Consider the following 15,326-nt stretch of genomic DNA (forward strand, 5'->3'; position numbering starts at 1 on the left):
GGTACCCATGCACATCGACAGTCCAGCTGCCACCGGACGAAGCGGGAAGCAGCGGACGGGGCCCTGGGTGTTCTGGGGAGCTCTCACCGGCATCATCCTGATCGCGCTGAATCTGCGCGGACCAGTTGTCGCCCCCTCGCCGATCCTGGGCCTGCTGCAGGTGGAGCTGGACATGTCCGTAGGGACAGCGGGCCTGCTGACCAGCCTTCCGATAGCCTGTTTCGGCGTGGTGTCCTTCGTGGCGCTGCCCCTGCTGCGGCGCAGCGGACCGGACCAGGCCATCGCCGTCTGCCTTGCGGGAATTGCTGCGGGAACCGTCCTGAGGTCCTCAGGCGGTGCCGAACTGGCGCTGGCAGGCACCGTCGTCATCGGCGCTTCCATCGCCGTCGGCAATGTCCTGGTCCCTGTGGTGATCCGCCGTGATTTCCCACCGGCCCGCGTACCCCTGGTTACCGGCGTGTACACGGCGGCGATGAACATCGGCTCGATGACGACACTGATCATTACGGCGCCCCTTGCAGAGGCCTTCGGGTGGCGCACGGCGCTGGTGCTGTGGAGCGCCCTGGCGCTGGTGGCGGCGCTGGCGTGGCTGACGCTGGTGGGCTGGCGCGCCTTCCTCCTTGGATCGGACAAGGCGAAGGGGAATGCCGCCCACGGAACCGGGCTGGAGCCGGAAGCCGCACCCCGGCCGGGCGGCGTGCCCGCGGTACCGGCAGCCCCCGCCGCGGACCGGGCCGGCTGGCGGATGCCTGCCGCCTGGATCCTCCTGATCGCCTTCAGCGGCCAGGCGTTCGCGTTTTACGCTGTCTCCACCTGGCTGCCCACGCTGCTCTCCGATGTCGCCGGCCTTGATGCCACGGCAGCCGGGGCAGGCGCCTCGCTGTTCCAGGGGCCCGGAATAGCCGGTGCCCTGGCCGTTCCGCTGCTGTCCCGCCGGCTCCGAAGCCGGACGCTGCTGTGGCTGACCTGCGCCGCATGGGCCGCACTGCCCCTCGGACTGCTGCTGGCGCCCTCCGGCTGGGCCGTCTGGGTCACCGTCGGCGGTGTCGCCCAGGGAGCCGGCATCACCGTGATCTTCCTGATCCTGGTGCGTCTCGGCGGGTCAACCCGCCAGGCCGGCCAGGTTTCGGCCCTGGTGCAGGGCGGCGGCTATCTGGTTGCCGCAGCCGGGCCCGTAATTCTGGGCAGCCTGAACACGCTGACCGGTTCCTGGGTCCTGCCACTGGTTGCAGTGGGCTTCAGCATCGCGGCTTTGCTGGTGGCGGGCACCTTGGCAGCGGTGGACTCCGACGCCGCGGGCAGGTCCCAGCGGCGGGTACAGGGTTGATCTCCCTGTTCTCCGGCTCTCCGGCACGGCTATCGTTCCCTGTAGGGCCGTGCACCCCTGCGCGTCCCCGAGGGGAAGAAGCAGATGAAGAACAACTTTGACCGCTACCGCCAGATGGCCGAGATTCTCTACCGGAACGGGCTCGGCTATCTGGTCTCGGTTTCCGGCCTGGAGTCCCGCCTGCCGTTCCGCAAACGGTCCGCTGAGGACGCCGGGAACCCCAGAATGGCCAGCCCGGAATACCTGCGCCGGGCCCTGGAAGAGCTGGGGCCAACCTACGTCAAGCTGGGGCAGCTGCTCTCCACCCGCTCGGACCTGCTTCCGCCGGCCTATATGGATGAGCTCGCCAAGCTCCAGGACAATGCCACCCCCGCGCCGTGGGAAGCCGTCAGGGAGGAACTTCGGCAGGAAATCGGCGACGACCCCCTCAGCGTGTTCGCTTCCTTCGACACCACCCCCATTGCGAGCGCCTCCATCGGCCAGGCCTACGGAGCAAGGTTAAAGGACGGCGCAGACGTGGTGGTGAAAGTCCGGCGGCCCGGGATCGTGCCCGAGGTCGAAGCCGACCTCTCCATCCTGCAGTCTCTGGCCGCCCACGCCAGCCGGCATTGGGAGGCAGCCCGTGACTACGACGTCAAAGGATTTATGGATGAGTTCGCTTCCACGCTCCGGCAGGAAATGGACTACGTGCAGGAAGGACGGAACGCCGACCGGTTTGCGCTGAATTTCTCTGAGGACCCCGCCGTTATCATCCCGCGGATCTACTGGCAGCACAGCACCCACAAAGTCCTGACCATGCAGCGGCTCCACGGTATGAAGGTCACCGACACGGCGGCCCTGGACGCTGCGGGAGTGGACCGCAGGGCGCTGGCCGCGACGGCTGCGGACGCGGAAATGAAGATGGTCTTCGAATTTGGGCTTTTTCACGCCGATCCCCACCCCGGGAACATTTTTGTCCAGCCCAATTCCCAGATCGGCCTGATCGACTTCGGAATGGTGGGGGAGCTGGACGATAAGCTGCGCGGACAGCTCGCAGCCCTGTTTATCGCCGTGATCCGCAAGGACCCGGAACGGATGGCGTCGGCGCTGATCCGCATGACGGTGGCCCAGACCCGTCCGGACAGGATCAAGCTGCGGACGGACCTTTCCGGACTCATCCGGCTCTATTCGGGGCGGACACTGCGGGACGCTCCGGTCGGCAAAATCATCAGCCAGGGCCTGGGCATCATCCGCAACCACCACCTCCAGCTGCCGCGCGAGGTTGCCCTGCTGCTGCGGATGCTGATCATGACCGAAGGCATGGGCGAAGTCCTGGACCCGGACTTCAGCATGGGCCAAACACTGGCTCCGTACGCCAAGCGGATGACCATGGAACAGCTGAACCCGGTCAACTATGCCAAGCGGCTGGGCAAAGCCGGGGGCGAGCTGCTTGAACTGGGCACCGAACTTCCAGGCCAGGTGCAGCGGCTGATCAATACCCTGGATTTCGAAGGGATGGAGGTGCACCTGCGGGCCGGGGACCTGGTGCCGCTGGTGGAACGCCTCGAACGGGTGGGGAACCGGATGGTGGCGGCGATCTTTGCTGCCGCCTTTATCCGGGGAATTGGCGAACTGACCCTGGGCGATGCCGACCGCTGGCGTGGCTGGCAGGCCCCGCTGATGGGGGCCGGGTTAGCCTCTACCGGAGCGCTCGGCGGCTACCTCGCTTGGTCGGCCCGCAAGCAGCGGCGGCGCGACGCCGGGTAGCTGCCCAGCGCGGCGGCCCGGCACACGGCTGGGCCCGCAGCCCGGTTAAACGCACCAGCCGGCGGCCACAGAACGCAGCTGCCGGCTGGTTTGCCCGGGGACGGTTGGTGCGCCTAGCGCAGCCCGAGCTCCGCCGTCGGAATCTTGGACGTCTCTTTCGCAGTGAGCGCGGAGATGGTCGCTACCAGGCAGATGGCCGCGGTAAACCAGCTGATGACAACCCAGCCGCCAGGCTGGAGGCCGCCGAGCGCGGCGACGATGGAGGGGGCGAATCCAGCCATCAGGAAGCCGAGCTGCGTGCCGATGGCCAGGCCGGAAAAGCGGACCCGGGCACTGAACATCTCCGCATAGAAGGACGGCCAGACGGCGTTTGCGGCCGCGTAGCCGCAGCCGAAGACCACCACGGACAGCGTGAACTGCAGCAGCGCGTTCCCGGATTCCATGGACAGCAGATAGAACGGCATCACCACTGCGCTGGCGACGGCACCGTAGATGAACACCGGCTTGCGGCCGAACCGGTCCGCCGCCATCCCAAAGAACGGCTGGGTGAACAGCGCGGCAACGTTGCCCGCGACCACCAGCCACAGCGTGATGGTGGCATCGACATTGCCTACCTCGGTGCCGTACTTGATGGCCAGGGTGCCGTAGACGGTGGAAACAGCGGCGATGAAGGCGCAGCAGATAACCCGCAGAACGTCCCGCCAGTGGTGCTTCATCAGGTCGCTTACGGGCAGCTTGGCAATCTGGTTGTTTGCCTTGGCTTCCTGGAAGGTCGGGGTCTCGTGCAGCGAGCGCCGGATGAAGTAGGTGACCAGGACGACGACGGCGGAGAGCCAGAAGGGGATGCGCCAGCCGATGCCGTATTTGATCTCGTCCGGCAAAGCGACAACGGGGATGAAGACGAGGGCGGCGAGGATCTGGCCGCCCTGCGTCCCGGTCAGCGTCCACGAGGTAAAGAAGGCGCGGCGGCCGTCAGGGGCGTGTTCGAGGGTCATGGAGCTGGCACCGGCCTGCTCGCCGGCAGCGGAGAGTCCCTGGGCCAGGCGGCAGAGAACCAGCAGGGTGGGAGCCCACCAGCCGATGGTGCTGAACGTCGGCAGGCAGCCAATGAGGAAGGTGGATGCGCCCATCAGCACCAGTGTGAACATGAGGATCTTCTGCCGGCCGACGCGGTCGCCGAAGTGGCCAAGAATGACGGCACCAACCGGACGTGCAATGTAGGCGAAGCCGAAGGTTGCCAGGGACATAATGCTGGCCTGGGCATCAGCATCGGGGAAGAAAACGTGCGGGAAGATCAGCGACGCGGCTGTGCCGAAGATGAAGAAGTCATAGTACTCAACCGCGCTGCCCATGAAGCTTGCCGCAGCAGCCTTCTTCGGGGTCTTGGCGGTGGCTGCAGCGGCGTGCGGGGGCGCAGCGCTCATGGGGGGCCTCCATTGGTATGTGCGGTAATCGCACAGTGGTACTTGATGCGAACACCACAATGTAACCCGCGCCATACTCAGATGCAATCATCAGTGTGCGCTTTACGCACACTTGTGCATTTTATGAACAGCCCGGTACCGTGGGCCTAGCCCGCTCCGGGCATGGAAGGGGAGAACCGTTTGAGCACCACCACCGAGTCCTGGCTAGTCGGGCTGATCGGGGACGGTATTACCGCCTCGCTGACGCCGCCCATGCATGAGCGGGAGGCTCAGGAGAGGGGCATGCTCTATCTCTACCGGCCGGTTGACCTGGCGGTGAACGGCCGGCCTCCAGCCGACGTCGGGGAGCTGCTGCGCTACGGCAGGGACCTCGGTTTCAACGCCTTCAACATCACCCATCCCTGCAAGCAGCTGGTCCTCGAACACCTCGACGAGGTATCCGACGACGCCGCCCGGCTGGGTGCCGTAAACACCGTCCTCATCCGTGCGGGCAAATTTATCGGGCACAACACCGACCATTCCGGCTTCGGCAGCGCACTGGCCGAAGGTCTGCCAGGCGCAGCGCTGGAGCGGGTGGTCCAGCTTGGTGCCGGCGGTGCCGGTGCCGCCGTCGCCTACGCCCTGCTGAAGGCCGGTGTCTCCTGCCTGACGCTGGTGGACCTGGACGCCGCCCGGGCAGCTGAACGCGCCGCGGCCCTGGCGGTTCTGTTTCCGGACAGCACAGTTGCTGCAGGCGCTCCGGCAGACCTGCCGCGCCTGCTCGCCGGGGCAGACGGATTTGTCCAGGCCACTCCCATCGGCATGCACTCCCACCCCGGCCTTCCCCTGGATCCTGCCCTTATTGACCCCGCCACGTGGGTCGCCGATGTCATCTACCGCCCGGTCCGCACCGCACTGGCTGCCGCGGCGGAAGCGAAAGGCTGCCGTGTCCTGGACGGCGGCCACATGGCTGTTGGTCAGGCCGTGGATGCCTTCGAACTCATCACAGGGGTTCGTCCGGATGCCGCCCGCATGCGGGCCCACTTTCTCCACATGGTCAACAGCGGACTCTGAGTCTGCCTCCGAAGGGAACGGTAATGCGCACCTCCATCGCCACGGTCTGCCTCAGCGGCACCCTCGAGGACAAGCTCCGCGCCTGTGCGGCAGCCGGCTTCGACGGCGTGGAGATCTTCGAACAGGACCTGGTGGTCAGCCCGTCCAGCCCGGAACAAATCCGGGCGCTGGCGGCCAGCCTGGGCCTGACCCTGGACCTCTACCAGCCCTTCCGGGACTTTGAAGGAGTTTCCGAGGACCTGCTGGAGCAGAACCTGCGGCGCGCTGAAGCTAAGTTCCGGCTGATGCGGCGGCTGGGGATCGACACCATGCTGGTCTGCAGCAACGTGGCCACGGCAACCATTGATGACGACGCCGTTGCGGCCTCCCAGCTGCGGAGCATGGGCGAGGTGGCGGCCCGCTACGGAATCCGGCTCGCCTATGAAGCTCTGGCCTGGGGCCGGTATGTCAGCGACTTCGAGCACGCCTGGCGGATCGTGGCGCTGGCAGACCACCCCAATGTTGGAACCTGCCTGGACAGCTTCCACATTCTCTCCCGGCGCTGGGACCCCGCCGCAATCGAGCAGCTTCCGGCGGAAAAGATCTTCTTTGTCCAGCTTGCCGACGCTCCGGAACTGTCCATGGACGTGCTGTCCTGGAGCCGCCACTACCGGGTGTTCCCGGGCGAAGGCGCCTTCGACCTGGTGACCTTCATGGGCCACCTGGTCCGCAGCGGCTACGACGGCCCGGTCTCGCTGGAGATCTTCAACGACGTGTTCCGGCAGGCGGCTGAGGAACGCACCGCGGTGGACGCCATGCGTTCCCTCATCCGGCTGGCGGAACGCACCTCGCTGCACCTCGCGGAGGAAGGAACCGGCAGCGGACGGATGGAGCTGGCCACCCTGCCCGGCGTCGGTGAACCCCTCGGCTTCAGTTTCGCCGAGGTCAAAGCCGGAGACCCGGCGCAGGTCCGCAGCCTGCTGTATCAGCTGGGATTCACCTGCCAGGGCAGGCACCGCACCAAATCCGTGGAACTGTGGACGCAGAACGGTGTCCGCATGATCATCAACGGCCAGCAGGCGACAGGCATGGAGCCCGGAATTTCGGCGATTGGACTGGATGTCCCGGATGCTCCGGCAGCCGCCTCACGGGCCCTGCAGCTGAAGGCGACACCGGTCACCCGGCGCAGCCAGGCCAATGAGGAGGTCCTCCAGGTGGTCGCCGCCCCCGACGGGACCGAAATCATCCTCTGCCAGGCCACCTCCGGCGAACCCGCCTGGAGCACGGAGTTTGGCACCGGCAGTCCGCTGCCGGCGCCCGGGCCGGTGACGGCGATAGACCACGTAAATTTGTCCCAGCCCTGGCAGCACTTCGATGAGGCTGTCCTCTTCTACGACTCCACCCTGGGCCTGTCCACCCGCCCCAGCGTGGAAGTGCCCAGCCCCATGGGACTGGTCCGCAGCCAGGTGATGCGCAGCAGCGACGGCGCGGTGCGCATCGCCCTCAACATCGCACCCCCCATCTTCGACGGATCCGGTTATCCCCAGCACGTGGCCTTCGCCTGCAGCGACCTGGTCAGCGTGGCGCGCACCGCCGTCGAGCGGGGACTGGAGTTCCTCCCGGTACCGGGCAACTACTACGAGGACCTGGATGCCCGGTTTGGCCTTGAGCCGGAATTCCTCTCCACGCTGCGGGAACTCAACCTGCTCTACGACCGGGACGGCGACGGCGAGTTCCTGCACTTTTACACCTCCACCGTAGGCAACGTCTTCTTCGAAGTGCTGGAACGGCGTCCCTTCTACGAGGGATACGGCGCACCCAATGCCCCGGTGCGGCTCGCTTCACAATTCCACGCAAGTGCTGCAGCACGCTCCTGACCAGCGGCTATATCAGCTCAAGGCCACGGCGCGGGCCCGGGGTCGGCTAGGATCGCCTTCGGGGCCGCAGCTGGCTGCCCCGGCAGGATTGCAAGGCAGGGGCAGACGAATGGGCGGGGCCGGACGAGTGAGCGCAGACAGCAGCGGCTGGTACGTCAAATCCGTGGAAAAAACCTTCGCTGTCCTGGGCGCCTTCACGGAAGATGCACCGGCGAAAAGCGTCAGCGAGGTGGCCGCAGCAGCGGATCTGAGCCGCGCGGCAGCCCGCCGGTTCCTGCTGACCCTGACGGAACTCGGGTATTTGTCCTCGGACGGTGTCCGCTTCCAGCTTGCCCCCCGGTCCCTGAACATCGGATCGGCCTTCCTCTCCAACCTCACGCTCCCCGCCATCGCGGAACCGCACCTGAAGTCGCTTTCCTCCGACCTGCAGGAAACAGCGTCCGTCTGCATCCTCGACGGCGAGCACGTGGTGTACGTTGCCCGCGTCACCGCACCCCGGCTGGTCAGTGTCGCCGTGCACGTCGGTACCCGCTTTCCGGCCTGGGCCACCTCAATGGGCCGGGTGCTGTTATCCAGCCTCGACCCCGCAGACCTGGATTCCCGGCTGGACCGGTCTGAGATCCGACGGTACACGGCGAACACGATTGCCGACCGGCGCAGGCTCAGCGAGGAACTCGCGGGCGTCCGCGCCCGCGGCTGGGCGGTGGTGCGCGAGGAGTATGAGGAAGGCCTCAGCGGCGTGGCCGTACCGATACGCCGCGGAAACCAGGTGGTGGCCGCGGCCAACGTCTCGCTTCACCAGCACCGGGGCGCGTCGCTCGGCGACGTTGTCCTTCCCCGCCTGGTCCAGGCGGCGGAAGCGATTTCCGCGGACTACGGGATCCGTCCGCTCAGCTGAGTTTGCGGCCGGCCGCCGGTCCCGCCCCGGAGGCAAGGCCCGGCAGCGAACTGCGACGGGGGCCGTTCGCTCCTCCCCGCCGCAGTTCGGTCTGTGCCGCCAGCCCGTCCGTGAGAGTTCCGGCTAGGTGGCGTAATCCTGGGCGTTGTAGAGGTTCAGGTTCAAAGCTTCAGCGATCTGCGCGACGGCCTTGAGCCCACGCACGCTGTTGCCCGCGGAATCCAGGGGCGGAGAGAACGCGGCGATGGCCAGGACCCCGGGCATGATGGCAAGCACACCGCCGCCGACTCCGGACTTGCCGGGCAGCCCGACCCGGTACGCCCAGTCTCCGGAGGCGGTATAGAGCCCTTCCATGGTCATCTCGGCGAGCATAGGGGGGACCAATGCCTGGTTGGCGATGACCCGTTCCCTGGTGACCGGATTGGTTCCCCGGGCCGCGATCGTGGCGCCCATGGTGGCCAGGTCGACGGTGGTTACCAGCGTTGAGCACTGGCGGGTGTAGACATCGCAGGCTTCCATCGGGTCCGAGTACATGGTGCCGCCGGAGTAGAGCAGCCATGCAATGGCACGGTTGTGGAAGTTCGTGGACTGCTCCGAATCATTGACGGCGCCGCTGAGCTGGATCCTGCGTCCCGCGAAGGCGGACTGCGCGGCCAGGATCCGCTCCCAGCGCTGCTCCGGACCGTCGGCCCTGATCAGGGAGACCGTCGACATCGCACCTGCGTTGACCAAGGGCGAGACTGGAGTATCACCGTGGAGGACCACACTGATCACAGAATTGAACGGTTCTCCGGTGGGATCAGCCCCCACCTTGTCGTGGAATTCCTGCAGCCCGACGTCGCTCATCGCCACGGCCATGGAAAAGACCTTGGAAATGGACTCGAGGGCGAATTCGAAGCGCGCGTCACCGGCCTCGAAGACTTCGCCGTCGGCAGTTACGACACTGACTCCGAACAGGGCCGGATCGACGGATGCCAGGTAGGGAATGTAGCCGGCGTTCTTCCCGCCGTGCTCTTCGGTATGGTCCCGGTGCGCGGTGCTCACCGCTGCCTGGATGGCTTCTTTATCGATTTTCATACCGAGGTGCTCCCGTCGGCTGGGCCGGCATGCGGCTTGGGTGAACCCGTTCCGGTCTGTCCGGTTCCGGTTCCGGGCTGGGTTCCGGGCTGGGTTCCGGACGGCGGCGGGGCGCTGTCCGGATGCTGATCTGCCGGCTGGGCGGTTCCCGGGGTGGGCTGCGCTTCCCAGCGCTCGGAAAGATCGACTGTGGAGACCGCGGAATCATTGACGATGCCCGGATGCTTGTTCTCCAGCTGCCAGGTGAACGGCACGAAGACGGTGCCCGGATCACGCCAGTGCGGCTTGCGCAGCGCATAGATGACGAAGGGCACGATCACCAGCACCGCGGCCCCGCCGACCAGGATGCCGACGTAGGTCAGCGGAGAACCCACGGAAATCTGATCCGGTGGGATGAAGCTGAACACGAAGGCCATTAGCGACCCGAGGAATCCGACGCCGCCGAAAATCCACATTCCTGCTCCACCGCCGGGCACCCGGTAGGGGCGCGGCCGGTTCGGCTGGCTGTATCGAAGGTAGATGGCTGAGGAGAACATCAGCAGGTACATGATCAGGTAAAGGATCACGGTCAGCTGGCTCAGAATCTGGTAGGCGGCCTGGACGGAAGGCAGCACCACGTACACGATGCCCAGGGCCGTGACCATAAGCGCCTGGAAGATCAGGATGTGTGTGCCCATCCCGTGCTTGTTGGTGTGCTGCCAGAACCTTGGGAGGTAGCCGGCCTTGGCCACGGCCAGCAGGCCGCTGGACGGACCCGCCACCCACGTGACGACGCCGGCGAGCACCCCGATCAGCAGCATCACGGCGATGATCGGTGCGGCCCAGCCCATGCCGGCCCATTCGAACATGTCGTTGTAGGAGGTCAGCAGGCTCTGCGTGAGGTTGATGTCCGCCTGCGGGACCACGAAGGCGATGGCCAGCGTGCCGAGGACGAAAATAACCACTGTTCCTGCTGCGGCAATAAGTACGGCCAGCGGATAGCTGCGGTTGGCATTTTTGACGTCTTTCACATGGATGGCATTCATTTCCATGCCCGCATAGAACAGGAAGATACTCGCTGCCAGGACAACGTTGGAGAAGTTGGAGAAGTCCGGAATGAGCTCGCCCCAGCCCAGCTCGATCTGGGGTGTGTTGCCGGCAAAGAAGTAGGTGAAGCCCAGAACGATGAGGACTGCGGCTGGGATAAGGGTGCCGATGATCCCGCCCCACTGAGCCACCTTGGAGAAGGCGGCAGCACCGCGGAACGCGATAAATGTAGCCAGCCAGTACACGACCAGGACGACGGCGAGGACAAAGGCCTTGTTCCCGGACAGCTGTGCGTCCAGGCTTGCGTTGGGCCCGGTATACGCAAGGGAGACGGCACCGAAGGTGAGGACGGTGGGGAACCAGATGGTCACCTCGATAAAGAGCATGAACATTGCCAGGAAGGCCCACCGCGGTCCGAAGGCCTCACCCACCCAGCGGAAAACGCCTCCGGTTTCAGGCCACCCGGTGGCCAGTTCGGCCGCGACAATGGAAACCGGAATCAGGAAAACAATAGCTGCGAAGACATAGTAGAAAATCGAGCTCAGGCCATATTCAGCTTCGGCCGGCAGCCCGCGGAGGCTTACGACGGCCACAATGTTCATCACCGCGAGAGCCCCAATGGTGATGGTGGCTGCCTGCCCTGCCCGGCCCCTCTTATTAGGCGTGGTTGCAGTGGAATCGCTCATCCCACCCACCTCCTCGGTTAGTGGTGGAATCCCGGATGCTTCCGCTCCGAGGGCATTGGGGCGCTCAGGTTGTTGAGGTAGGAGGTCTCCTCCCGGATGTCATCCAGCAGCCGCGCTGCCAAATCCATGCTCAGGCCATTGCGCACCACAATCCGTTCCACCGTCAGGTTCTGGAGATTGGCGGGCAGCGGGTAAGCGGGCACCAGCCAGCCCTTGGTCCGGAGCCGGTCCGCCAGGTTGTACAGCGTCCAGTGGTCCGTGTGGCCCTCCTTGAGCCGCCAGGCGAACACCGGGATGTCCGATCCGTCGTTCCAGAGCTCAAACGGGCCGATTTCGCTGATCCCGCGGGACAGGAACAGCGCCACGTCCTGGCTTGACTGCTGTACCTTTTTGTATCCGTCAAAGCCAAGGCGGAGGAACAGGTAGAACTGCAGGACCACCTGGGCACCGGGGCGTGAGAAGTTCAGCGCGAAGGTGGGCATGTCGCCGCCAAGGTAGCTCACATAGAAGATCAGATCTTCCGGCAGCCATTGCCGTTCGCGCCAGATAACCCATCCAAGGCCTGGGTACACGAGGCCGTATTTGTGACCGGACGTGGAGATTGAGTGGACCCGTTCGAGCTGAAAATCCCATTCCAGCTCCGGCTGGATAAACGGTGCGATCATACCGCCGGAGGCAGCATCTACGTGGATCGGTATGTCCAGTCCGGAGGATGCCTGGATCTCGTCGAGTTTCGCCGCTATCGCCTTCACCGGCTCATACATGCCGGTATAGGTCACCCCCATGATCGCAACGACACCGATCGTGTTTTCATCGATGTACTTCTCGAGTTCGTACCCGTCCAGGCACTTGTGTTCCTCACTGATCGGCACGAAGCGGGGCTCAATGTCGAAATAGTTGCAGAACTTTTCCCAGCAGACCTGGACGGCGGAACTCATCACGAGGTTCGGTTTCTCGGTGGATTTCCCCTCGCTGCGACGCTTCTGCTGCCACAGCCGCTTGAAGGCCAGGCCGCCCAGCATGCAGGCCTCGGAGGACCCGATGGTGGAGGTGCCAATCGTTCCGGTGGGATCGGGGGAGTTCCACAGGCCGGCGAGCATCTTCCAGCAGTACTGCTCAATGGCAGCCGTCTGCGGATACTCGTCCTTGTCGATCATGTTCTTGTCGTAGGTCTCGGCGTACAGCCGGTCCGCGTGATCGTCCATCCAGGTGCTGACGAAGGTGGCCAGGTTCAGACGTGCATTGCCGTCGAGCATCGTCTCGTCGTGGACAATCTGGTAAGCGGTTTCAGGGGCCATTTCTCCTTGCGGGATCCGGGTCTTGGAGACCTGGGTAGCCTCCCCGGAACGGGAAAAAACCGGATTGGCGCTGAGGAAATCCTGCGGATCATTCTGCGGCATGACATCGACCTCTCGAATGGGAGTGTCCCTACTGCATGGGCCGTTGTGAGCGGCTGTTTCGAGTCCCCAAGGGTGCGCGCGCTTCATGACTATACGCGCAGCCCTTCAGCCATTACTAGGTATCCCGCCGGTAAACACGGGGTATCCGCAGCCCTTTCCGGGATCTTCACCGCCCGGGCCCGGTTAGCTCCGGGAACCGTTGAGCGGACCATCTGCTCCCGGTAGGCTGTCCGCACCATTCACCCCGCTTCAGCCCGCCCACCCGGTTCGTCCGGGGTCCGGCCCAGCGGCTGTACGCGGGCCACCGGAGGAGACCCCATGGCTGGACTGACCCGACGCGACCGTTTCGAACTGCCTGAGCCCATGCGCCGCCTCTTCGAGGGAGACTGGGACGTACCTGCCTTCCGGGTTGAGGAGTACCGGGACGGTCCAACCATGGTGGTCCGAGCCGAACTGCCCAGCATCGACCCCGAAAAGGACCTCGACGTGACCGTCTCCGAGGGGACCCTCCGGATCCGGGGTGAACGCCGGGAAAGCGCCGAACAGAAGGCCCGGAACGGCTACCGGTCCGAGTTCAAGTACGGTTCCTTTACCCGGGACATCCAGCTGCCTGCAGGGGCCGATCCGGACGGTGTCTCGGCGTCCTATCACGACGGCGTCCTGGAAGTCAGGGTCCCGGTCGCTGAGGACGGCGGATCGGGGCGCAAGGTCACGGTCAACCGGGCGTAAACCCTGCGGGCCCCGGGCCCGTTTCTGCAGACGGCGCTGCGGCGCCGTATCCGGCGCCGCATGGGAGGTCCTGTGCCCCAGCAAACAATGCAGGACATGCCGGTCTCCGGACAGCAGCCGGGCGGGCTGCGTGCGCCGTACTGGCTTATTACGGCAATCCTGGGCTGCGGCGGAATCGCGGTATCACTCGAGAAGACCGCCGTCGTGCCCCTCCTGCCCGAGTATCCACGCATCTTCGGTGTCAGCAGCGATGACGTCTCCTGGCTGGTGACAGTTACCCTGCTCAGTGCCGCGGTGGCCACACCGGTGGTCTCCCGGCTTGCGGACATGTTCGGCAAAAAGCGGATGCTGATACTGGCGCTGGTGATGATGGTGGTGGGCGGGTTCACTGCCGCCATCGGCGGTACTTTCGCAGCCGCACTGACCGGACGGACGCTGCAGGGCTTCGCCGGCGCCGTCATTCCCATCGGCATCAGCATTCTCCGGGACACTCTCCCGCAGCGCAGGATCGCCGGCGCAGTGGCCCTGATGAGCGCCAGTTTCGGAATCGGCAGCGCCCTGGGCCTGCCGATGGCCGGGTTTATCTACCAGAACCTGGGCTGGCAGGCGACGTTCTGGGTGGTCGCGCTGATCGCCCTGGTTCTCACCGCCGCGGTCTATTTCTTCGTGCCGGAATCAACGGTCCGCACGAAGGGCAGGTTTGATTATCCCGGCGCGCTCCTGCTGTCCGGCGCCATGACGGCGCTGCTGCTGGCCATCAGCAAGGGCGGAGTATGGGGGTGGACCAGCGACATCGTGCTGGGGCTGTTCGCGGCATGTGCAGTGCTGCTGGCCTTATGGTTCCCCCTTGAGCTGCGCAGCGGGCAGCCGCTGATCGATCTGCGCACATCGGCACGGAGGCCGGTCCTTCTGGTCAACTTAGCGGCAGTGCTGGTCGGATTCTCGATGTACGCGAACATGCTCGTTACCACGCAGCAGCTGCAGCTCTCCCGGGTAACAGGATTCGGATTTGGCCTCAGCGTCCTGGTGGCAGGGCTGGCCATGATCCCGGCCGGCCTGGCGATGGTGGCCATTTCGCCGGTCTCCGCACGGCTCACCAACAGCTTTGGAGCCAAGGTGACCATGGTGGCAGGCTGCATGGTGATGGCCGCCGGCTACCTGCTGCGGGTGGTGCTGGTGGAAACCATAGCCGGCATCATCAGCGGAGCCGTGATCATTTCGATCGGCACAGCGATGGCCATGGCAGCCATGCCGACCATTGTTATGAGCAACTCGCCCAGGACCGACACCGCAGCCGCCAACGGGCTCAACACCCTGCTCCGCTCCGTCGGCACGTCCACCTGCAGCGCAGCAGTCGCCGTCATCCTCACCTCGGTCACGGTGAGCATCGGCGGCCGGGTCTTTCCGGATCTGGAGGCCTTCCGGCTGATTTTCATCCTCGCCGGTGTCACTGCGGCAGCGGGGGCAGCCATCTGCCTGCTGATTCCGAAGTCATCCCACCGGGAAGCCACCCACCCCGATCTCCATGCCCCGCCCCAGGGGGCCGGGCCCGCTTCGGCACAGCGGCACGAGATGCTGCTCACCGGTGTGCTGCGGCCAGCCGGTGACCGGGCTCCGCTCGATCAGGGAACGGTCACGGTGACAGACAGCGAAGGCTCACCCGTGGACTGGGACCGCAGCGATGAACACGGATCCTACGCTGTAGTCCTGCCTGGGCCGGGACGGTACATCTTCGTGGCTGCGCACCCGCGCTGGCGGCCTGTAGCCGAGGTACTGCCGTTCCCGGAGACGGGTCTTCAGCACGACATTCATTTTCAGCAGCGGCTCCTGCTCGCCGGACGGATACGGCACCGCAGCCGGCCGGTCGATAATGCGCTCGTCCTGCTGGTCAGGGGAGCAGGTGACGCTCCGTCAGCCGTCCGGTCCGGCAGGGACGGCAGCTTTGAGCTGCCGCTCCCGGCCGCCGGCAGATATGTCCTGACCGTCGTGGAACCCAGCGGACGGACACATACCCGGCGCGTTCTCCTGCCCTCCGACGACCCGGTGATCGACGTCGAATTGGGCGGGCCGCCCCAGCGGACCGGACTGCAGGTTTAAGGAAAGC

Annotated in this window: 11 protein-coding genes; 7 read left to right on the forward strand and 4 right to left on the reverse strand. The window is 65.4% G+C overall.

Annotated elements, in window-relative coordinates; genetic code table 11:
• The first annotated feature begins 7 nt into the window (after positions 1–7).
• A complete protein-coding gene (locus ArtHe_RS05760; protein ID WP_248319147.1) occupies positions 8–1,327 on the forward strand; it encodes an MFS transporter in 1,320 nt (439 codons plus the stop codon).
• 84 nt (positions 1,328–1,411) lie between these two features.
• A complete protein-coding gene (locus ArtHe_RS05765; RefSeq protein ID WP_248319148.1) occupies positions 1,412–3,073 on the forward strand; it encodes an AarF/ABC1/UbiB kinase family protein in 1,662 nt (553 codons plus the stop codon).
• Positions 3,074–3,186: 113 nt separating this feature from the next.
• Here ArtHe_RS05765 and ArtHe_RS05770 read toward each other — a convergent pair whose 3' ends face one another.
• Positions 3,187–4,497 (reverse strand): MFS transporter, encoded by a 1,311-nt coding sequence (locus ArtHe_RS05770; protein WP_066298036.1) that lies wholly within the window; start codon positions 4,495–4,497, stop codon positions 3,187–3,189.
• A 180-nt stretch (positions 4,498–4,677) separates the two neighbouring features.
• Between ArtHe_RS05770 and ArtHe_RS05775 the strand changes: the two genes are divergently transcribed.
• The 3 genes from ArtHe_RS05775 (at position 4,678) to ArtHe_RS05785 (ending at position 8,304) form a co-directional block, all read left to right on the forward strand.
• Positions 4,678–5,550, forward strand: a complete 873-nt coding sequence (locus ArtHe_RS05775; RefSeq protein ID WP_248319149.1) for a shikimate dehydrogenase — start codon at positions 4,678–4,680, stop codon at positions 5,548–5,550.
• A 23-nt stretch (positions 5,551–5,573) separates the two neighbouring features.
• A complete protein-coding gene (locus ArtHe_RS05780; RefSeq protein WP_248319150.1) occupies positions 5,574–7,406 on the forward strand; it encodes a sugar phosphate isomerase/epimerase and 4-hydroxyphenylpyruvate domain-containing protein in 1,833 nt (610 codons plus the stop codon).
• 127 nt (positions 7,407–7,533) lie between these two features.
• Complete coding sequence (locus ArtHe_RS05785; protein ID WP_248319151.1) at positions 7,534–8,304, forward strand: IclR family transcriptional regulator C-terminal domain-containing protein; 771 nt, start codon at positions 7,534–7,536, stop codon at positions 8,302–8,304.
• Between the two features lie 123 nt (positions 8,305–8,427).
• On the opposite strand, the gene glsA is transcribed toward ArtHe_RS05785, so the two are convergent.
• From glsA to ArtHe_RS05800, 3 genes are read right to left on the reverse strand one after another with little or no spacing between them, the layout of a single operon-like run.
• The gene (gene glsA / locus ArtHe_RS05790; protein ID WP_248319152.1) at positions 8,428–9,381 is read right to left on the reverse strand and encodes a glutaminase A; all 954 of its coding nucleotides are present in this window, start codon (positions 9,379–9,381) and stop codon (positions 8,428–8,430) included.
• The gene (gene gadC, locus ArtHe_RS05795; RefSeq protein WP_248319153.1) at positions 9,378–11,093 is read right to left on the reverse strand and encodes a putative glutamine/gamma-aminobutyrate antiporter GadC; all 1,716 of its coding nucleotides are present in this window, start codon (positions 11,091–11,093) and stop codon (positions 9,378–9,380) included. The genes glsA and gadC overlap by 4 nt, the downstream gene beginning before the upstream one ends.
• Before the next feature lie 17 nt (positions 11,094–11,110).
• The gene (locus ArtHe_RS05800; protein ID WP_248319154.1) at positions 11,111–12,493 is read right to left on the reverse strand and encodes a glutamate decarboxylase; all 1,383 of its coding nucleotides are present in this window, start codon (positions 12,491–12,493) and stop codon (positions 11,111–11,113) included.
• 318 nt (positions 12,494–12,811) lie between these two features.
• On the opposite strand from ArtHe_RS05800, the gene ArtHe_RS05805 reads away from it, so the two are divergent.
• Both ArtHe_RS05805 and ArtHe_RS05810 read left to right on the forward strand, forming a co-directional pair.
• Positions 12,812–13,222, forward strand: coding sequence for an Hsp20/alpha crystallin family protein (locus ArtHe_RS05805; protein WP_066298023.1), 411 nt, complete (start codon positions 12,812–12,814; stop codon positions 13,220–13,222).
• Between the two features lie 72 nt (positions 13,223–13,294).
• Positions 13,295–15,319 (forward strand): MFS transporter, encoded by a 2,025-nt coding sequence (locus ArtHe_RS05810; protein ID WP_248319155.1) that lies wholly within the window; start codon positions 13,295–13,297, stop codon positions 15,317–15,319.
• Positions 15,320–15,326 lie beyond the last annotated feature (7 nt).

It is taken from the genome of Arthrobacter sp. Helios (assembly GCF_023167125.1).
Lineage (GTDB): Bacteria > Actinomycetota > Actinomycetes > Actinomycetales > Micrococcaceae > Arthrobacter_B > Arthrobacter_B luteolus.